Below are 14,722 nucleotides of genomic sequence, written 5' to 3' on the forward strand. Positions count from 1 at the left end.
TGCGACGCCCGTTGTGCCTATGGTATTCCTTACCGTGCCCTATCATGGTGCGCAGGTAAGACGAACGGAGGCCTCATGCCCGCAACGGCGGTTTTCAGCGACATCGACGGCACGCTGCTCAACTCGGCGAGCCAGGTCACCCCGCGCACGCGACGGGCGATCGCGGCGGTCCAGGCCGCCGGGATACCGTTCGTCATCGTGACGGCGCGCGGGATCTCCGGGACGTATCCGCTGCTCGAGCAGCAGGAGATCTCCTGCACGGTGGTCACCTACAGCGGCGGCGTGATCTTGGACGAGGCGCGCAACGTCATTCACCACCACGGGCTCACGCGGGCGCAGGCGCAGGAGGTCGTCGACTTTGCTGAGGCCGAGGGGCTGCCCATGACCTGGAGCGCGTACTCCTTCGAGGACTGGGTGGCGCCGGACGCGAGCGACCCACGTCTGCTCCAGGAGGAGCGCATCGTCATGGCGCGGGCGCGCGAGGGCACCATCTCCTCCATCGAGCGCGACGAGGTGCAGAAGATCCTCTGCCTCTGCACGCCGGGCCGCACCATCGAGGTGGAACGGCGCCTTAAGCAGCGCTTTCCTGGGCTTGCGATCGCGATCTCCTCGGAGACGCTCATCGAGGTCATGCCCGCCGGATCGAGCAAGGCCGGGGCGGTCCGCACCCTCTGCGACCTCTGGGGCATCAACCCCGCCGACGCCTTTGCCTTTGGGGACAACTACAACGACCTGCCCATGCTCGAGGCGGTGGGCCGTGGCTACCTCATGGGCAACGCCCCGGCTGAGCTGCTTGAGCGCGCGTCGCTCGTCGCCCCGAGCAACGATGACGACGGTGTGGCGCGCATAATCGAGGACCAGCTGCTGACTGGGTGCTCTTGAATCAGAATATAAATCAGTTCGGACGGTGTTTCCTTACTGGAGGCGCGGTGGCACCTGCAAAACGGCCGCTCGTGTGATGATTGGCCCCGCGCGCCTGCAAAACGGCCGCTTGTGTGATAGAGATTCGGGCGTCGCGCGGGCTTGCGGTGCGCTCGCAAGGACAAACGCCCAGTTGCACCTTATCCGGAGTCGCCCTCAGGGCCCAAAACGCATCACACGAGCGCCCGTTTTGCAGTTGGCCGGCAAGGATCATCACACGTGCGTCCGTTTTGCAGGCGCGGCGCCCTCGACAGAGGCTCCAAGTCCCGCCCACCGCCGCTCTTGTGCGAGAATGGCCGCGTCAAGCAACGCGGGCGCGCCGGCGCCCAACGAGAGGAGAGTCCCATGAAGGTTGCCATTCCAACCCTCGGCAAGGGTGGTCTGGACTGCGAGCGCTCCGGTCACTTTGGCCACTGCGACTGCTTCACCGTGGTCGACATCGAGGACGGCAAGGTCGGCGCCGTGACCGTCATCGACAACCCGCCCCACGAGGAGGGTGGCTGCATGCGTCCGGTGGCGCTGCTCGCCCAGAACGGCATCGACGCGATCGTGGCCGCCGGTATGGGCATGCGCCCGATGATGGGCTTCGCGCAGGCGGGCATCACTGTCTACTTTGAAAACCAGACGCCCGGCGTGGGCGACGTCGCGCAGATGGCCGCCGCCGGCACGCTCCCCGTCATGGGCGAGGAGCACGCCTGTCACCACTAACGTGGAAAAGGGACAGCCCCTTTGTCACGCGCGCTGGTCATAGCCGGCTGCCTGTCCGGCGAGAAGGGCGACGCGGGCATCGCCGCGCTCGTGCGCGAGCTCGCGGATGCCGTGGGCGCGGACGTGGTGGCGCGGGCGCGCACGGGCGGCCGGCCCGTGGGGCCGACGCTGCCGGAGACGCTGGACGACCTGCGGGAACGCGGCGTCCGGCGGGCGCTCGTGGCGACTACGCACGTCGTCGACGGCAGGCTCCAGCGCGGGGCTGAGGCGGCGGTCCGGGCTGCCGCCCCCGACTTTGACGAGCTGCGGCTCGCTCCGCCCCTGCTTGCCAGCGAGAAGGACGTGCGTGCCGTGGCCGCCGCGCTCGACGAGGCGCTGCCCTGGCGTGACGGATGCGTGGTGGCGCTCGCCGGTCATCGCGGCGCGGAGTGCGAAGCAGCGCAGGCCGCCCTCGAGCGCGCGCTGGCCGAGCGCGGCCGGGACGACGTGCTCGTTGGCACTCCGGAGCGCCTTCGCGCGCGGCTGGCGGGGAGCGGCGAGCGCGACGTGCTTCTCGGCCCGCTCCTCATGTCGCTCGGCCACCATGCCCGCCACGACGTACTGGGCGACCTCGCTCGGACCCTTTCTGCCCGGACCTGGCCGCACTCCCTCGCCGAGCTGCCTGCCGTCCGTGCCCTCGTGGTCGACCATGCGCTACATTGGGTCTGTTAATTGGGGACTGTCCCCAATTAACAGAAAGGAACTCCCATGAAGCTCGTCATCGCCTCCGACATCCATGGCGCCGCCGACGCCTGCGCGCGCCTCATGGCCGCCGTCGCCGCCGAGTCCCCGGACCGCATCGTCCTGCTCGGCGACCTGCTCTACCACGGCCCGCGCAACGACCTCCCCGCCGACTACGCACCCAAGCGCGTCATCGAGATGCTCAACTCGGTGGCCGACCGCGTGATCGCCGTGCGCGGCAACTGCGAGGCCGAGGTCGACCAGATGGTCCTCGGCTTCCCCTGCATGGCGGACCACAACGTCCTGCTCGACCCCGCCACAGACACGACGCTCTTCCTCACGCACGGTCACGTCTGGGGCCCCGGCCGCCACAACAGTGTGGACGCCTGGCCCGCGCTGCCGCCGCGCTCCGCGCTCGTCTACGGCCACACCCACATCAAGGTGAGCGAGAAGGACGAGGCGCACGACGCGTGGGTATTCAACCCCGGCTCGGTGGGCATCCCCAAGGATGGCTCGGCCAGCTACGGCGTCTACGAGGACGGACGCTTCGAGCATCGCCTGCTGTAGCCGTGTGCTCTCCCTAAAATGTGTGCGTCAAAAAATCTCATGTGTAGAGACTTAGATTATGTATAGAATCGTCACGCACAGGGGATAAACTCAACCGTACACACGGATACAGGCGAGCGGGCCCGCGCGACGGGCCCCACGCAGGAAAGGGAGAGCAACCATGGGCAAGATTCTCGGTATCGACCTGGGTACCACCAACTCCGCGATGGCGGTCCTCGAGGGCGGCGAGCCCACGATCATCGTCAACGCCGAGGGCGACCGCACCACCCCGTCCGTCGTGGGCTTCCGCTCCGACGGCGATCGCATCGTCGGCAAGGCGGCCAAGAACCAGGCCGTCACCAACCCCACCAACACGGTCTTCTCGATCAAGCGCTTCATGGGCCGTCGCTACGACGAGGTCACCTCCGAGCTCAAGACCGTCCCGTACAAGGTCAAGGCCGGCACCGGCAACCGCGCCGTCGTGGAGATCGAGGGCGAGGACTTCACCCCGGAGCAGGTCAGCGCCATGATCCTCTCCAAGATGAAGGCCGACGCCGAGAAGTACCTCGGCGAGCCCGTCACCGACGCCGTCATCACCGTCCCGGCCTACTTCAACGACGCCCAGCGCCAGGCCACCAAGGACGCGGGCAAGATTGCCGGCCTCAACGTCCAGCGCATCGTCAACGAGCCCACGGCCGCCGCGCTCGCGTACGGCCTCGACAAGAAGGGCATCGACCAGAAGGTCCTGGTCTTCGACCTCGGCGGCGGCACCTTCGACGTGTCGCTGCTGGACCTCGCGGACGGCGTCGTGGAGGTCCTCGCCACCAACGGCGACAACCACCTCGGCGGCGACGATTGGGACCAGAAGGTCATCGACTGGATGGCCGACAAGTTCCAGGCGGACAACGGCATCGACCTGCGTCAGGACCCGATGGCCCTGCAGCGCCTCAAGGAGGCGGCGGAGAACGCCAAGAAGGAGCTCTCCTCCGCGCAGCAGTCCACCATCAACCTCCCGTTCATCACGATGAACGCGAACGGCCCGCTGCACCTCAACTACACGCTGACCCGCGCCGAGTTCGAGCGCATCACGCGCGACCTGCTCGACCGCTGCAAGGGCCCCGTCACCAAGGCGCTGCATGACGCCAACCTCCAGATCTCCCAGGTCAACGAGGTCATCCTCGTCGGCGGCTCCAGCCGCATGCCCGCCGTCCAGGAGCTCGTCAAGCAGATGACCGGCAAGCAGCCCAACATGTCCGTGAACCCGGACGAGGTCGTGGCCGACGGCGCGGCCGTCCAGGCCGGCGTCCTCTCCGGCGACGTCTCGGGCATCCTGCTGCTCGACGTCACGCCGCTGTCCCTCGGCGTGGAGACCATGGGCGGCGTCATGACCAAGATGATCGAGCGCAACACCACGATCCCCACGTCCAAGACCGAGATCTACTCCACGGCCGCCGACAACCAGACGTCCGTCGAGATCAACGTCCTGCAGGGCGAGCGCGAGATGGCCGCGGACAACAAGTCCCTCGGCAAGTTCCAGCTCACCGGCATCCCGGCCGCGCGCCGCGGCGTGCCGCAGATCGAGGTCACCTTCGACATCGACACCAACGGCATCGTGAAGGTCTCGGCCAAGGACAAGGCCACCGGCAAGAGCCAGGAGATCACCATCTCCGGTTCCACCGCCCTCTCCGACGACGAGGTCGACCGCATGGTCAAGGACGCCGAGGCCCACGCCGAGGAGGACAAGAAGCACAAGGACGAGATCGAGGTCCGCAACCAGGTCGACTCGCTGTGCTACGGTGCCGAGCAGACGCTGAAGGACCTCGGCGACAAGGTCCCGGCCGACCAGAAGTCTGAGGTCGAGGCCGCCATCGCCGACGCCAAGAAGGCGCTCGAGGGCACCGACGTGGATGCCATCCGCGCCGCCGGCGACAAGCTGACCGAGGCCTCGCAGAAGCTCGCGCAGATCGTCTACTCCACCACGGACGCGGGCGACGCCGGCAACGCGGCTGCGGGCGCGACGGGCACCCAGGGCGGCTCCGACGACGTCGTTGACGCCGACTACGAGGTCGTGGACGACGACAAGAACAACTAGTTCCGAGCTGGCCGTATAACGGATTGACTGGGGGCGGCCACGGCTTCGCGGCCGCCCCCGTCGGATTTGCGGAAGAGTGTGGAAAAGGGACTGTCCCTTTTCCACGTTGAGGAGGGTGACGTGAAGGTGCCCATCGAGGTAGAGGACGAGAAGAACGAGGCCGCCGAGCCCGAGGCCACCGAGGCCACCGAGCCCGTCGCTGCGGACGAGGACGCCGAGGAGCGCGCCCGTGTGGAGGCCGCCATCCGCGCCGGGGAGGAGGCCGCCGAGCGCGAGCTCGCGGCGGACGCCGACAAGATTCGCTCCGAGCGCGACGAGCTGCAGAAGAAGCTCTCCGACGTGGAGGACCAGATCGAGGCCGCCAAGAAGGAGGCCGCCGACGCCACGGAGCGCATGCTGCGCCTCCAGGCGGACTGGGAGAACTATCGCCGCCGCACCGCCGCCGAGCGCCTCGCCGAGAAGGAGCGCGCGGCCGAGGGCCTGGTCACGAGCCTGCTGCCCGTGATCGACGACATCGAGCGCGCCATCGAGCACGCCGGCTCGACCGAGGACGACTCCCAGCTCAAGCAGTTCGTCGACGGCGTGTCCGCCGTGCACGACAAGATGCTCGCGGTCCTCGCGAAGGAGGGCGTCGAGCCCGTCGACCCGGCGGGGGAGCCCTTCGACCCGCTGGCCCACCAGGCCGTCGGGCGCGTGGAGGACGCGGAGGCCTACGACGAGACGGTCGCCCAGGTCTACCAGAAGGGCTACCGCATGGGCGAGAAGGTCATCCGCGCCGCCATGGTGACGGTGACCTACGGCGGGCCCAAGCGCCCCGCCGAGCAGGCGGACGACGCCGGGGCCGTAGACGCTGCGGAGGCCGAGAAGAGCAACGACGCCGAGAAGGACGAGGCCTAGCGGCCCGACGTTCTTCTCGCCAGAACCTGAGGCGCGAAGGGAGGCGCGTGTGACATGGCAACCAACAAGAGCTACTACGACATCCTGGGCGTGAAGCGCGACGCTTCCGACGACGAGATCAAGCGCGCGTTCCGCAAGCTCGCGGCCAAGTACCACCCCGACGCGGGCGGCGACGAGCAGAAGTTCAAGGAGGTCAGCGAGGCGTACACCACGCTCTCCGACCCCAAGAAGCGCCGCGAGTACGACCAGATGCTGATGTTCGGCGGCATCCCGGGGGCCGACTTCGGCGGCTCCGGCGGGCGCGGCCGCTACACCTACACCACCAACGTGGGGGGCGACTGGTCCGACATCTTCAACAACATGCGCGGCGGGGACGGGGGTTTTGGCGGCTTCGACTTCTCGTCGATCTTCGGCGGGGCCGGCGGCGCCCGCGCGGCCAACCGCCCGACCAAGGGCTCCGACCTCACGATGTCCGTGGACGTCACCGCCGAGGAGGCCTTCCGCGGCGCCACGCGTAAGGCCACCTACCGCGTGCCCTCCACGGGCGAGGAGCAGACCCTCACGATCAAGATCCCGGCCGGCGCCGTGGACGGCGGCAAGCTCCGCTACCGCGGGCGCGGCGAGTACGGCACCAACGGCGGCGACCGCGGTGACCTCGTGATCACCACGCACGTGGCCGAGCACCCCGTCTTCAAGCGCGACGGCGCGGACGTGCGTATGGAGCTGCCGCTCTCCGTCTACGAGGCCGCTCTCGGCGCCACGGTGGACGTGCCCACGCCGGATGGCACCGAGGTCCGCCTCAAGGTGCCCGCCGGCACGCAGGACGGCAAGACGTTCCGCTTCCGCGACCTGGGCGCGCCCAACGTCAAGCGCAAGGGCTCGCGCGGCGCGCTCTTCGTGACCGTGCGCGTGAAGGTCCCCACGATGCTCTCCAAGAAGGAGCGCGAGGCCCTCGCCGCCCTGCGCGACGCGGACACGCGAGACTACCGCGAGGAGGTCATGCGCTATGGCGCCAAGCGATAAGGACGCCCGGGAGCGCGGTCGCGACCGCGACAAGCCGCTCTACATGATCAGCGTCGCCGCCGAGCTCACGGGCATGCACCCGCAGACCCTGCGCGTCTACGAGCAGAAGGGCCTGGTCACGCCCGGGCGCTCGCGCGGCAACACGCGCCTCTACAGCCAGGCGGACATCGAGCGGCTGAACCTCATCTCCAAGCTTACCGACGAGGGCATCAACCTCGCCGGCGTGGTGCGCATCCTCGACATGCGCGAGCGGATGCTCGAGCGCGAGGCCGAGCTCGACGACCTGCGCGCCCGCGTCCGCGAGCTCGAGGACGAGGTCCACGAGTACAGGATGCAGGAGAAGATCACCGCGCTCGCCCGCTACGACGCGCAGGCGAGCCCCGAGCAGGTCATGCGCCGGCTGCTGCTGAACGGCACCACCGCTGCGGACGATAAGAACGAGGGGTAGCGGCCGCATGTTCTTCTCGCCGGGCTCAGGTGGAGCGGACGGACGTTTTTGTCGCCATGGCGACCGCAGAACGCCCGTCCGCTCCATCTGAGTTTTTATATTCGCGTGGCCGGCGCCCGTCTGCTCAAAATCTATCACATAGACACTTAGATTTGCGTATACGCCCCAGCTCAGGCGGGAACAATAGTCCTTGACTAACCACAACCCAGAAGGGGGCAAACCATGAGACTCGACAAGTGGGCCGTCACGGCCCAGGAGGCGCTGCAGGCCGCCGTGGGCGTTGCCACGGACGCCAGCGCCGGCCAGGTGCAGCCCGTGCACCTGCTCAAGGCACTTCTCGGCTCCGGGGAGCGCAACCTGCGCGCGATCATCGAGCGCGTAGGCGCGGACCCGGCGTCCATCGAGGCGCAGGTCGACCAGGCCATCGCCCGCCAGCCGCGCGTGACCGGCGATGCGTCCCAGATGGGCGTCGGCCAGGACCTCGTGCGCGTTGGGGATGCGGCGGAGAAGCTCGCGTCCAAGATGGGCGACTCCTACGTCACCTCCGAGCACCTGCTCTGCGCGCTCGCGGACAGCAAGGACGAGGCCGGCTCCATCCTCAAGGCCGCCGGCGTCACCGGCAAGCGCGTGAGCCAGGCCTACACGGACCTGCGCGGCGACGAGCACGTCACCAGCCAGGACGCCAAGCCCCAGCTCAAGGCGCTCGAGCAGTACGGCCGCAACGTCACGGACCTCGCGCGCCAGGGCAAGCTCGACCCGGTGATCGGCCGCGTGGAGGAGATCCGCCGCACGATCCAGGTCCTCTCCCGCCGCACCAAGAACAACCCCGTGCTCATCGGCGAGCCGGGCGTGGGCAAGACCGCCATCGTGGAGGGCCTGGCCCAGCGCATCGTCAACGGAGACGTCCCGTCCACCATTCGCGACAAGGACATCGTCGAGCTTGACATGTCCGCGCTCGTGGCCGGCGCCAAGTACCGCGGCGAGTTCGAGGACCGCCTCAAGTCCGTGCTCAAGGAGGTCCAGAACTCGGACGGCCGGATCATCCTGTTCATCGACGAGCTGCACACCATCGTGGGCGCGGGCGCCACGGAGGGCTCCATGGACGCCGGCAACATCCTGAAGCCGGCCCTCGCGCGCGGCGACCTGCACGCCATCGGCGCCACCACGCTGGACGAGTATCGCAAGTACATCGAGAAGGACGCGGCGCTCGCCCGCCGCTTCCAGACCGTCATGGTCTCCGAGCCCACCGTGGAGGACACGATCTCCATCCTGCGTGGCCTCAAGGAGCGCTACGAGCAGCACCACCGCGTCCGCATCACGGACTCCGCGCTGGTCAGCGCCGCCGACCTCTCCAACCGCTACATCTCCGACCGGTTCCTGCCGGACAAGGCCATCGACCTGGTGGACGAGGCCGCGAGCCGCCTGCGCATGGAGCTCGACTCCATGCCGGCCGACATCGACGCCGTGGACCGCCAGCTCACGCAGATGCAGATCGAGGAGCAGGCCCTCATGAAGGAGGAGGACGCGGCCAGCAAGGAGCGCCTGGAGACCCTGCGCGGCGAGATCGCCACGACGCGCGAGAAGCTCGACGGCATGAAGGCCGACTGGGAGAACGAGAAGGGCGCGATCGACCGCGTGCAGGACCTCAAGTCCAGGATCGAGGACGCCAAGACCGAGATGGAGCGCGTGACCCGCGAGGGCGACCTCGCGCGTGCCTCCGAGCTGCGCTACTCCACGATCCCCGGGCTCCAGCGCGAGTACGAGGAGGCCGAGGCCGCGCTCACCGCCAAGCAGGAGGCGGGCGGGCTGCTCAAGGAGGAGGTCACGTCCGAGGAGATCGCCGAGGTGGTCTCCGCGTGGACCGGCGTGCCGGTGTCCAAGATGATGCAGGGCGAGCTGGACAAGCTCAAGAACCTCGAGAAGGAGCTCCACAAGCGGGTGATCGGCCAGGACGAGGCCGTGTCCGCCGTGGCCGCCGCCGTGCGCCGCAGCCGCGCGGGCCTCTCCGACCCCAACCGCCCGATCGGCAGCTTCTTCTTTCTCGGCCCCACCGGCGTGGGCAAGACCGAGCTCGCCAAGGCGCTCGCGGACTGCCTCTTCGACGACGAGCGCGCGCTCGTGCGCATCGACATGTCCGAGTACATGGAGAAGTTCAGCGTCCAGCGCCTCATCGGCGCGCCCCCGGGATACGTGGGCTACGACGAGGGCGGCCAGCTCACCGAGGCCGTGCGGCGGCGCCCGTACTCCGTGATCCTGCTGGACGAGATGGAGAAGGCGCATCCCGACGTCTTCAACATCCTGCTGCAGGTCCTGGACGACGGCCGCCTCACGGACGGCCAAGGCCGCGTCGTGAGCTTCAAGAACACGATCATCATCATGACGTCCAACGTGGGCAGCCAGTTCATCGCCGGGGCTAACGCCTCGAGCGACCCGGACGAGGTCCAGCGCGAGGTCAACGACGCCCTGCGTCAGACCTTCAAGCCTGAGTTCCTGAACCGCATCGACGACGTGGTGGTCTTCCACGCCCTCGGCCTCGAGGACATCGAGAAGATCGTGGACATCCAGCTGCGCGACGTGCGCGAGCGCCTGGACCGCGACCGCATCCAGCTCGAGCTCACGCCGGCGGCCAAGCAGTCGCTCGCCTTTGACGGGCTCGACCCGGTCTACGGCGCGCGCCCGCTCAAGCGTCTCATCCAGCGCCAGGTCGTGGACAGCGTGGCCAACCTCATCATCGACGGCAGTGTCGGCGAGGGGGACGTGGTCCGCGTGGACGTGGGTGACGACGACCGGCTCTTCGCCGCGCGCGACGACGCCGCCTCCGAGCGGCGGCGCGCCGGCGCCGGTGCGGCCGGCGGCTCCGAGGACGAGCCCCTCGAGCCGGACGCGCTGGAGTAACGCGCTATCATGGCGTCAACGCCGGGCGAGACGGGGGGCACGATGGACGACAGGGACGAGAAGGACGAGTTCCGCCGCGCGGAGAACGAGGACGACGACGGCTACGACCCCTACTCGGACCGTCGCCCGGACCCCGAGCCCCTCTTCGAGCCCGACCCCTGGTCCTAACCTGCCAAAGGGGTCAGACCCCTTTGGCAGGTCTAGCGGGCGGTGGAGCCCCAGTTGGTCTGCATGTACCCCCAGACGAAGTAGACCACGACGGCGAGCACGGCGAGCACCACGAACAGCGCGACGGCCGTCTTGATGCGCGTGCGCCGCTCGCGCGACGCGAAGATGTCGCGCCGGCCCTTGGGGATCTCCAGGTACTGGCCGTAGTGGAGGTCGCGTCGGAGCTGCTCCCCCTCGGCGCGGGAGCGTCGGTAGGCGCGGCCGGAGAGCGCCCCGCCGCGCACGGTGAAGTCTGAGTCGTGGGTCACGAGCCCGTCCTCGTCCGGGTCCTGGGCGAGGTCGTCGATCGGCTCCACGCTGCGGTGGGCCGGGCGCTGGCGCACGTACGGGGCCGCATGCCGTCCGGTGACCTCGTCTTTCGTAGCCTTCGTGGGCTCGCTGCTGCTCATGGGGTCTCCAGCTCTCTCGACAGTCGCCGCCATTATGCTACAGCCCCGTGCGTTCGCAAAATCTAAGTCAACTATGCTTAGATATGATGAGTATGTGACGCTAAGAAAACTTCGCTCCGCGCGCATAAATCGAGCGGGGCGGGGAATAACTACCAACGAGCGACAGGGCGCCCCGGGAGGCGCCCACCACAGACAGAAGGAGTGAGCATCATGGCAGGCATGATTCCGTACGATCGTTACTCGAGGGCTCTCCGCAGCTGGCCGTTCGACGAGTTCGACCGCTTCTTCGACGCGCCGTTCGCCGCGCTCTCCACGGGCAACGCGGGCTTCAAGATGAACGTCGAGGACGCGGGCACCGCCTATGTGGTCACCGCGGAGCTGCCGGGCGTCAAGCGCGAGGACATTGACGTCGAGCTCAACGAGGGCCGTCTCTCCGTCTCCGTTGAGAAGAAGGAGTCCGACGAGGAGAAGGGCAAGAACTACCTCTACAAGGAGTCCGGCGAGTGGAGCGCCACGCGCGGCGTCTTCCTCAAGGACGCGGCCACGACCGGCCTCACCGCCAAGCTCGAGGGCGGCATCCTCACGGTGAACGTCCCCAAGCAGGACGAGAAGGCCAACGTCACGAAGATTGCCATCGACTAGCGCTTGCCGCAAGGGCGAGCCGACGGGTCGGGACCCACGGGTTCCGGCCCGTTTTCTTGCCTAAAAGGGGTCAGACCCCTTTTAGGCAAGTTTTACCAGACGGTGAGCGGCCAGTCCTGGGCGGCGCAGCAGATCGTGAGGCGACCGTCGGGCGTGCGGGCCTCGGGGCGGCCGTCCTCGCCGGTCGTGACCTCGGCGCCCACGGCCTCCGCGAGCGTGCGGACGCAGACGCTCGGGCGGTTGTTCTCCTGCGAGAGGTGCATCGCCACCACCGTCTCGGTGTCCGGGCCCACGAGCTGCGCGAGCGCAGCGGCGGCCTGCGCGTTGGAGAGGTGGCCGCACGGCCCCGCCACGCGCGCCTTGAGGTGGGCGGGGTAGTCGCCGGTGGCGAGCATGCGCTCGTCGTGGTTGGACTCCAGCGCCAGGATGCGGACGCCCGCCAGCGCCCCGAGCGCCGCCGCGCCCAGCTCGCCGGTGTCCGTGCAGAACCCGAGCGCGTCGTCGTCCGTCGAGAAGCGCAGGCCCACGGGGTCGGCCACGTCATGCGAGGTCGGGAAGGTTCGTACCCGCATCCCCGCGAGCTCCAGCTCGTCGGCGTGACCCACGAGCGTGAACGGCAGCTCGGTGAGGTAGCGGCGCGCGGCCACGGTGCCCGCCGTCGCAAAGAGCGGCCCGTCGAAGCGGTTGCAGAACACGCTGAGGCCGCCCACGTGGTCGGAGTGCTCGTGCGTGAGGATCACGGCGCGCACGCGGCCCATGTCCGCGCCCAGCTCCTCGGCGCGCCCGAGCAGCGTGCGGCGCGAGATGCCGCAGTCCACCAGGACGGACCCCTCGGGCCCCTCGACGAGGGCGGCGTTGCCCTTGGAGCCGCTGGCGAGCACGTGCAGGTGAATCTCGGGCGTCATGGGGGTCCTTTCGCTGGCGTACACTTGGTGGCGGGGCGCGACGCGCCAAGGTACAGGGTACTCGTTGGAGGTGGCGCATGCCGAGCGTTTCTCGCAGGTTCGCCGGCGCGGGAGGGCGCTTCGAGCGGCCGAGCGGGCGGCCGGACGCCGAGCTCGCCGGTCCCGTGGTCCTCATGGTCTCCGGCGGCGCGGACTCCACGGCGCTGCTCGTGCTGGCCGCCACCTCCGCGCTCGACATCGACGACGGCCGCGGCCAGGCGCGCATCGCCCGCGAGCGGCTGCACGTGCTGCACGTCAACCACGGCCTGCGCGGCCTGGACGCCGAGGAGGACGAGGAGTTCGTCCGCGACCTCGCCGCGCGCTACGGCATCCCCTGCACGATCCGCCGCGCCGACGTGGCGGCGCTCGCCGCGAGCGCGGGCGACAACGTGGAGAACGCCGGCCGCGAGCTGCGCTACGCCGAGGCGGCCCGCCTGGCCAACGAGCTCTCCGAGCGGCTCGGCACGCCGCGCTCCGCCGCGCGCATCCTCACCGCCCACACCGCCGACGACCGCGCGGAGACCTTCTTTATGAACGCGATCCGCGGCACCGGCGCCGCAGGCCTCTCCTCGATCCCGCGCCGGCGCAACCGCATCGTGCGTCCGCTGCTGGACCGCACCCACGAGGAGCTCTGCGACCTGCTGCGCATGCGCGGCATCGTCTGGCGTGAGGACGACACCAACGCCGACACGCGCTACCTGCGGGCCTACGTCCGCCACGAGGTCATGCCCGTGGTGCGGGCGAGAAACCCGCGCGTGACCGCGAGCCTGGCCACGACCTGCGACATCCTCTCCGACGAGGACGCCTACCTCACCTCGGTCGCCGGCCGCGCGCTGCGCGACCTCACGCGGCGCACCGCCGAGGGGCTCATGGTGCTGGACGCCGCCCGCCTCGCCGCGCTCGAGGTCGCGATCGCGCGGCGCGTCGTGCGCACGGCCCTGCTCGTCGCCTGCCCCGGCGCCCGCCTCGAGGCCCGGCACGTGGCCGGCGTCCTGCGTGCGGTCGCGGCGGGGGAGGGCTCGCTCACCATCCCGATGGGCGTCTCGGCGCGCGTGGAGCACGGGCTGCTTGTGCTGCGCGCCCGCTCCGGCGTGCCGGCCCCCTCGGCCGCCTGGCTCGAGGTCCCCGGCCGGCTCGAGCTCGCCGACGGCCGCACGCTCACGGCCCGCGTCATCGAGGCCCCTGCGGGCGCCGACCTCGCCGCCCGCGCCCGGGCGCACGCGCTCGAGTGGGACGGCGCGTCCGTCCTGCTCGACGCCGAGGCCGCAGGAGTCGACCCCGTGCGCGGCGGCCGCCTCTGGGTGGACGCGCCCCGCCCCGGCGACGTGCTCTGTCCGCTCGGCATGCACGGCCAGTCCAAGAAGGTGTCCGACCTGCTCGGCGAGGCGGGCGTTCCGCTCGACGACCGCGCCGCCGTGCCGGTGGTGCGCACTTCGCCCACCGGCGCGCCCGTCTGGGTCGCCCCCGTTCGCCCCGACGAGCGCGCCCGCTGCACCGCGACCACGAGATGGCTGCTTGAGCTGACGCTCCTGGACGCCGTCTGACCCCTCACCGCGAGGCTGGGTTCATGGTTTCACCCCCGGAACGGGTCCTTCTCGCCGCCACGGCCAAACCCAAACCCGATTCCGACGCGCCGAGTCCGGGCCCCATGACCACCTAGTGCGCTATCCTTGGGTATCAGGCCAAAGAGCTTCCGCCGACGGAAGGAGCGAGCGATGGAGGCACTGCACCCCGACGTCAAGGAGATCCTGCTCAGCGAGGAGGACATCCGCCAGATCGTCAGCCGCATGGGCGAGCAGATCTCGCGCGACTACGCAGAGAAGAACCCGCTGGTCGTGGCCGTCCTGCGCGGCGCCGTGGTCTTCACCGCCGACCTCATGCGCGCCATCGACTGCCCGATGTCGGTGGACTTCATGGCGGTCTCCAGCTACGGCGACGCGGCCAAGAGCTCGGGCGTGGTGCGCATCGTCAAGGACCTCGACACCAAGATCGAGGGGCGCAACGTGCTGATCGTGGAGGACATCCTCGACTCCGGCCTGACGCTCTCCTACCTCATCGACCTGCTCAAGGGCCGCGGCCCCGCCTCCGTCGAGGTGGCCGCGTTCCTCGTGAAGGACGTCGCCGGCAAGACGCCCGCCATCGAGCCGCGCTACGTGGGCACGCACGTGCCCGACGAGTTCATCGTGGGCTACGGCCTCGACTTCGCGGAGCGCTACCGCAACCTGCCCTACATCGGAGTCCTCAAGCCCGAGGTCTACCAGTAAGCTGA

At 69.3% G+C, this 14,722-nt stretch carries 15 protein-coding genes; 13 read left to right on the plus strand and 2 right to left on the minus strand.

All coding sequences use genetic code 11. The features are described 5' to 3' along the window. The first annotated feature begins 75 nt into the window (after nucleotides 1-75). The 10 genes from H6A07_RS05230 (at nucleotide 76) to H6A07_RS10315 (ending at nucleotide 10,418) form a co-directional block, all read left to right on the plus strand. Nucleotides 76-882, plus strand: a complete 807-nt coding sequence (locus tag H6A07_RS05230; protein WP_204813872.1) for a Cof-type HAD-IIB family hydrolase — start codon at nucleotides 76-78, stop codon at nucleotides 880-882. Between the two features lie 384 nt (nucleotides 883-1,266). Further along, nucleotides 1,267-1,629, plus strand: coding sequence for a NifB/NifX family molybdenum-iron cluster-binding protein (locus H6A07_RS05235; RefSeq protein WP_204813873.1), 363 nt, complete (start codon nucleotides 1,267-1,269; stop codon nucleotides 1,627-1,629). A gap of 21 nt (nucleotides 1,630-1,650) precedes the next feature. Beyond that, nucleotides 1,651-2,340, plus strand: a complete 690-nt coding sequence (locus H6A07_RS05240; protein WP_204813874.1) for a sirohydrochlorin cobaltochelatase — start codon at nucleotides 1,651-1,653, stop codon at nucleotides 2,338-2,340. Nucleotides 2,341-2,376: 36 nt separating this feature from the next. Continuing rightward, complete coding sequence (gene yfcE, locus H6A07_RS05245) at nucleotides 2,377-2,916, plus strand: phosphodiesterase (RefSeq protein ID WP_204813875.1); 540 nt, start codon at nucleotides 2,377-2,379, stop codon at nucleotides 2,914-2,916. 160 nt (nucleotides 2,917-3,076) lie between these two features. Then, nucleotides 3,077-4,987 carry a molecular chaperone DnaK gene (gene dnaK / locus H6A07_RS05250; RefSeq protein ID WP_204813876.1) on the plus strand — a complete coding sequence of 637 codons (1,911 nt, stop codon included), beginning with the start codon at nucleotides 3,077-3,079 and terminating at the stop codon, nucleotides 4,985-4,987. A 120-nt stretch (nucleotides 4,988-5,107) separates the two neighbouring features. Continuing rightward, the gene (locus tag H6A07_RS05255) at nucleotides 5,108-5,884 is read left to right on the plus strand and encodes a nucleotide exchange factor GrpE (protein ID WP_204813877.1); all 777 of its coding nucleotides are present in this window, start codon (nucleotides 5,108-5,110) and stop codon (nucleotides 5,882-5,884) included. 54 nt (nucleotides 5,885-5,938) lie between these two features. After that, the gene (locus H6A07_RS05260; protein WP_204813878.1) at nucleotides 5,939-6,907 is read left to right on the plus strand and encodes a DnaJ C-terminal domain-containing protein; all 969 of its coding nucleotides are present in this window, start codon (nucleotides 5,939-5,941) and stop codon (nucleotides 6,905-6,907) included. Beyond that, the gene (locus tag H6A07_RS05265) at nucleotides 6,891-7,355 is read left to right on the plus strand and encodes a heat shock protein transcriptional repressor HspR (RefSeq protein WP_204813879.1); all 465 of its coding nucleotides are present in this window, start codon (nucleotides 6,891-6,893) and stop codon (nucleotides 7,353-7,355) included. Before H6A07_RS05260 ends, H6A07_RS05265 begins: the two co-directional genes overlap by 17 nt. Before the next feature lie 222 nt (nucleotides 7,356-7,577). Continuing rightward, the gene (clpB, locus tag H6A07_RS05270; RefSeq protein WP_204813880.1) at nucleotides 7,578-10,250 is read left to right on the plus strand and encodes an ATP-dependent chaperone ClpB; all 2,673 of its coding nucleotides are present in this window, start codon (nucleotides 7,578-7,580) and stop codon (nucleotides 10,248-10,250) included. Nucleotides 10,251-10,292: 42 nt separating this feature from the next. Next, nucleotides 10,293-10,418, plus strand: coding sequence for a hypothetical protein (locus tag H6A07_RS10315; protein ID WP_275100603.1), 126 nt, complete (start codon nucleotides 10,293-10,295; stop codon nucleotides 10,416-10,418). A gap of 32 nt (nucleotides 10,419-10,450) precedes the next feature. Here the strand turns inward: H6A07_RS10315 and H6A07_RS05275 are convergent, their stop codons facing one another. After that, nucleotides 10,451-10,867 carry a hypothetical protein gene (locus H6A07_RS05275; RefSeq protein ID WP_204813881.1) on the minus strand — a complete coding sequence of 139 codons (417 nt, stop codon included), beginning with the start codon at nucleotides 10,865-10,867 and terminating at the stop codon, nucleotides 10,451-10,453. A gap of 210 nt (nucleotides 10,868-11,077) precedes the next feature. Here H6A07_RS05275 and H6A07_RS05280 point away from each other — a divergent pair, with 210 nt between their 5' ends. Then, nucleotides 11,078-11,509 carry an Hsp20/alpha crystallin family protein gene (locus H6A07_RS05280; RefSeq protein ID WP_204813882.1) on the plus strand — a complete coding sequence of 144 codons (432 nt, stop codon included), beginning with the start codon at nucleotides 11,078-11,080 and terminating at the stop codon, nucleotides 11,507-11,509. Between the two features lie 92 nt (nucleotides 11,510-11,601). Here the strand turns inward: H6A07_RS05280 and H6A07_RS05285 are convergent, their stop codons facing one another. Beyond that, nucleotides 11,602-12,414 (minus strand): MBL fold metallo-hydrolase, encoded by an 813-nt coding sequence (locus H6A07_RS05285; RefSeq protein WP_204813883.1) that lies wholly within the window; start codon nucleotides 12,412-12,414, stop codon nucleotides 11,602-11,604. A gap of 77 nt (nucleotides 12,415-12,491) precedes the next feature. On the opposite strand from H6A07_RS05285, the gene tilS reads away from it, so the two are divergent. Beyond that, nucleotides 12,492-13,997 carry a tRNA lysidine(34) synthetase TilS gene (gene tilS / locus H6A07_RS05290; RefSeq protein ID WP_204813884.1) on the plus strand — a complete coding sequence of 502 codons (1,506 nt, stop codon included), beginning with the start codon at nucleotides 12,492-12,494 and terminating at the stop codon, nucleotides 13,995-13,997. A gap of 171 nt (nucleotides 13,998-14,168) precedes the next feature. Further along, nucleotides 14,169-14,717, plus strand: a complete 549-nt coding sequence (gene hpt, locus H6A07_RS05295; RefSeq protein WP_204813885.1) for a hypoxanthine phosphoribosyltransferase — start codon at nucleotides 14,169-14,171, stop codon at nucleotides 14,715-14,717. Nucleotides 14,718-14,722 lie beyond the last annotated feature (5 nt).

It is taken from the genome of Olsenella uli (assembly GCF_016899935.1).
GTDB classification, from domain to species: Bacteria; Actinomycetota; Coriobacteriia; order Coriobacteriales; family Atopobiaceae; genus Thermophilibacter; species Thermophilibacter uli_B.

Excerpts from the sequence above, each read along its gene's own strand:
- H6A07_RS05230 (WP_204813872.1), top strand. The coding sequence starts at position 76 with ATGCCCGCAACGGCGGTTTTCAGCGACATCGACGGCACGCTGCTCAAC.
- H6A07_RS05235 (WP_204813873.1), top strand. The coding sequence starts at position 1,267 with ATGAAGGTTGCCATTCCAACCCTCGGCAAGGGTGGTCTGGACTGCGAG.
- yfcE (WP_204813875.1), top strand. The coding sequence starts at position 2,377 with ATGAAGCTCGTCATCGCCTCCGACATCCATGGCGCCGCCGACGCCTGC.
- dnaK (WP_204813876.1), top strand. The coding sequence starts at position 3,077 with ATGGGCAAGATTCTCGGTATCGACCTGGGTACCACCAACTCCGCGATG.
- H6A07_RS05260 (WP_204813878.1), top strand. The coding sequence starts at position 5,939 with ATGGCAACCAACAAGAGCTACTACGACATCCTGGGCGTGAAGCGCGAC.
- H6A07_RS05265 (WP_204813879.1), top strand. The coding sequence starts at position 6,891 with ATGGCGCCAAGCGATAAGGACGCCCGGGAGCGCGGTCGCGACCGCGAC.
- clpB (WP_204813880.1), top strand. The coding sequence starts at position 7,578 with ATGAGACTCGACAAGTGGGCCGTCACGGCCCAGGAGGCGCTGCAGGCC.
- H6A07_RS10315 (WP_275100603.1), top strand. The coding sequence starts at position 10,293 with ATGGACGACAGGGACGAGAAGGACGAGTTCCGCCGCGCGGAGAACGAG.
- H6A07_RS05275 (WP_204813881.1), bottom strand. The coding sequence starts at position 10,867 with ATGAGCAGCAGCGAGCCCACGAAGGCTACGAAAGACGAGGTCACCGGA.
- H6A07_RS05280 (WP_204813882.1), top strand. The coding sequence starts at position 11,078 with ATGGCAGGCATGATTCCGTACGATCGTTACTCGAGGGCTCTCCGCAGC.
- H6A07_RS05285 (WP_204813883.1), bottom strand. The coding sequence starts at position 12,414 with ATGACGCCCGAGATTCACCTGCACGTGCTCGCCAGCGGCTCCAAGGGC.
- tilS (WP_204813884.1), top strand. The coding sequence starts at position 12,492 with ATGCCGAGCGTTTCTCGCAGGTTCGCCGGCGCGGGAGGGCGCTTCGAG.
- hpt (WP_204813885.1), top strand. The coding sequence starts at position 14,169 with ATGGAGGCACTGCACCCCGACGTCAAGGAGATCCTGCTCAGCGAGGAG.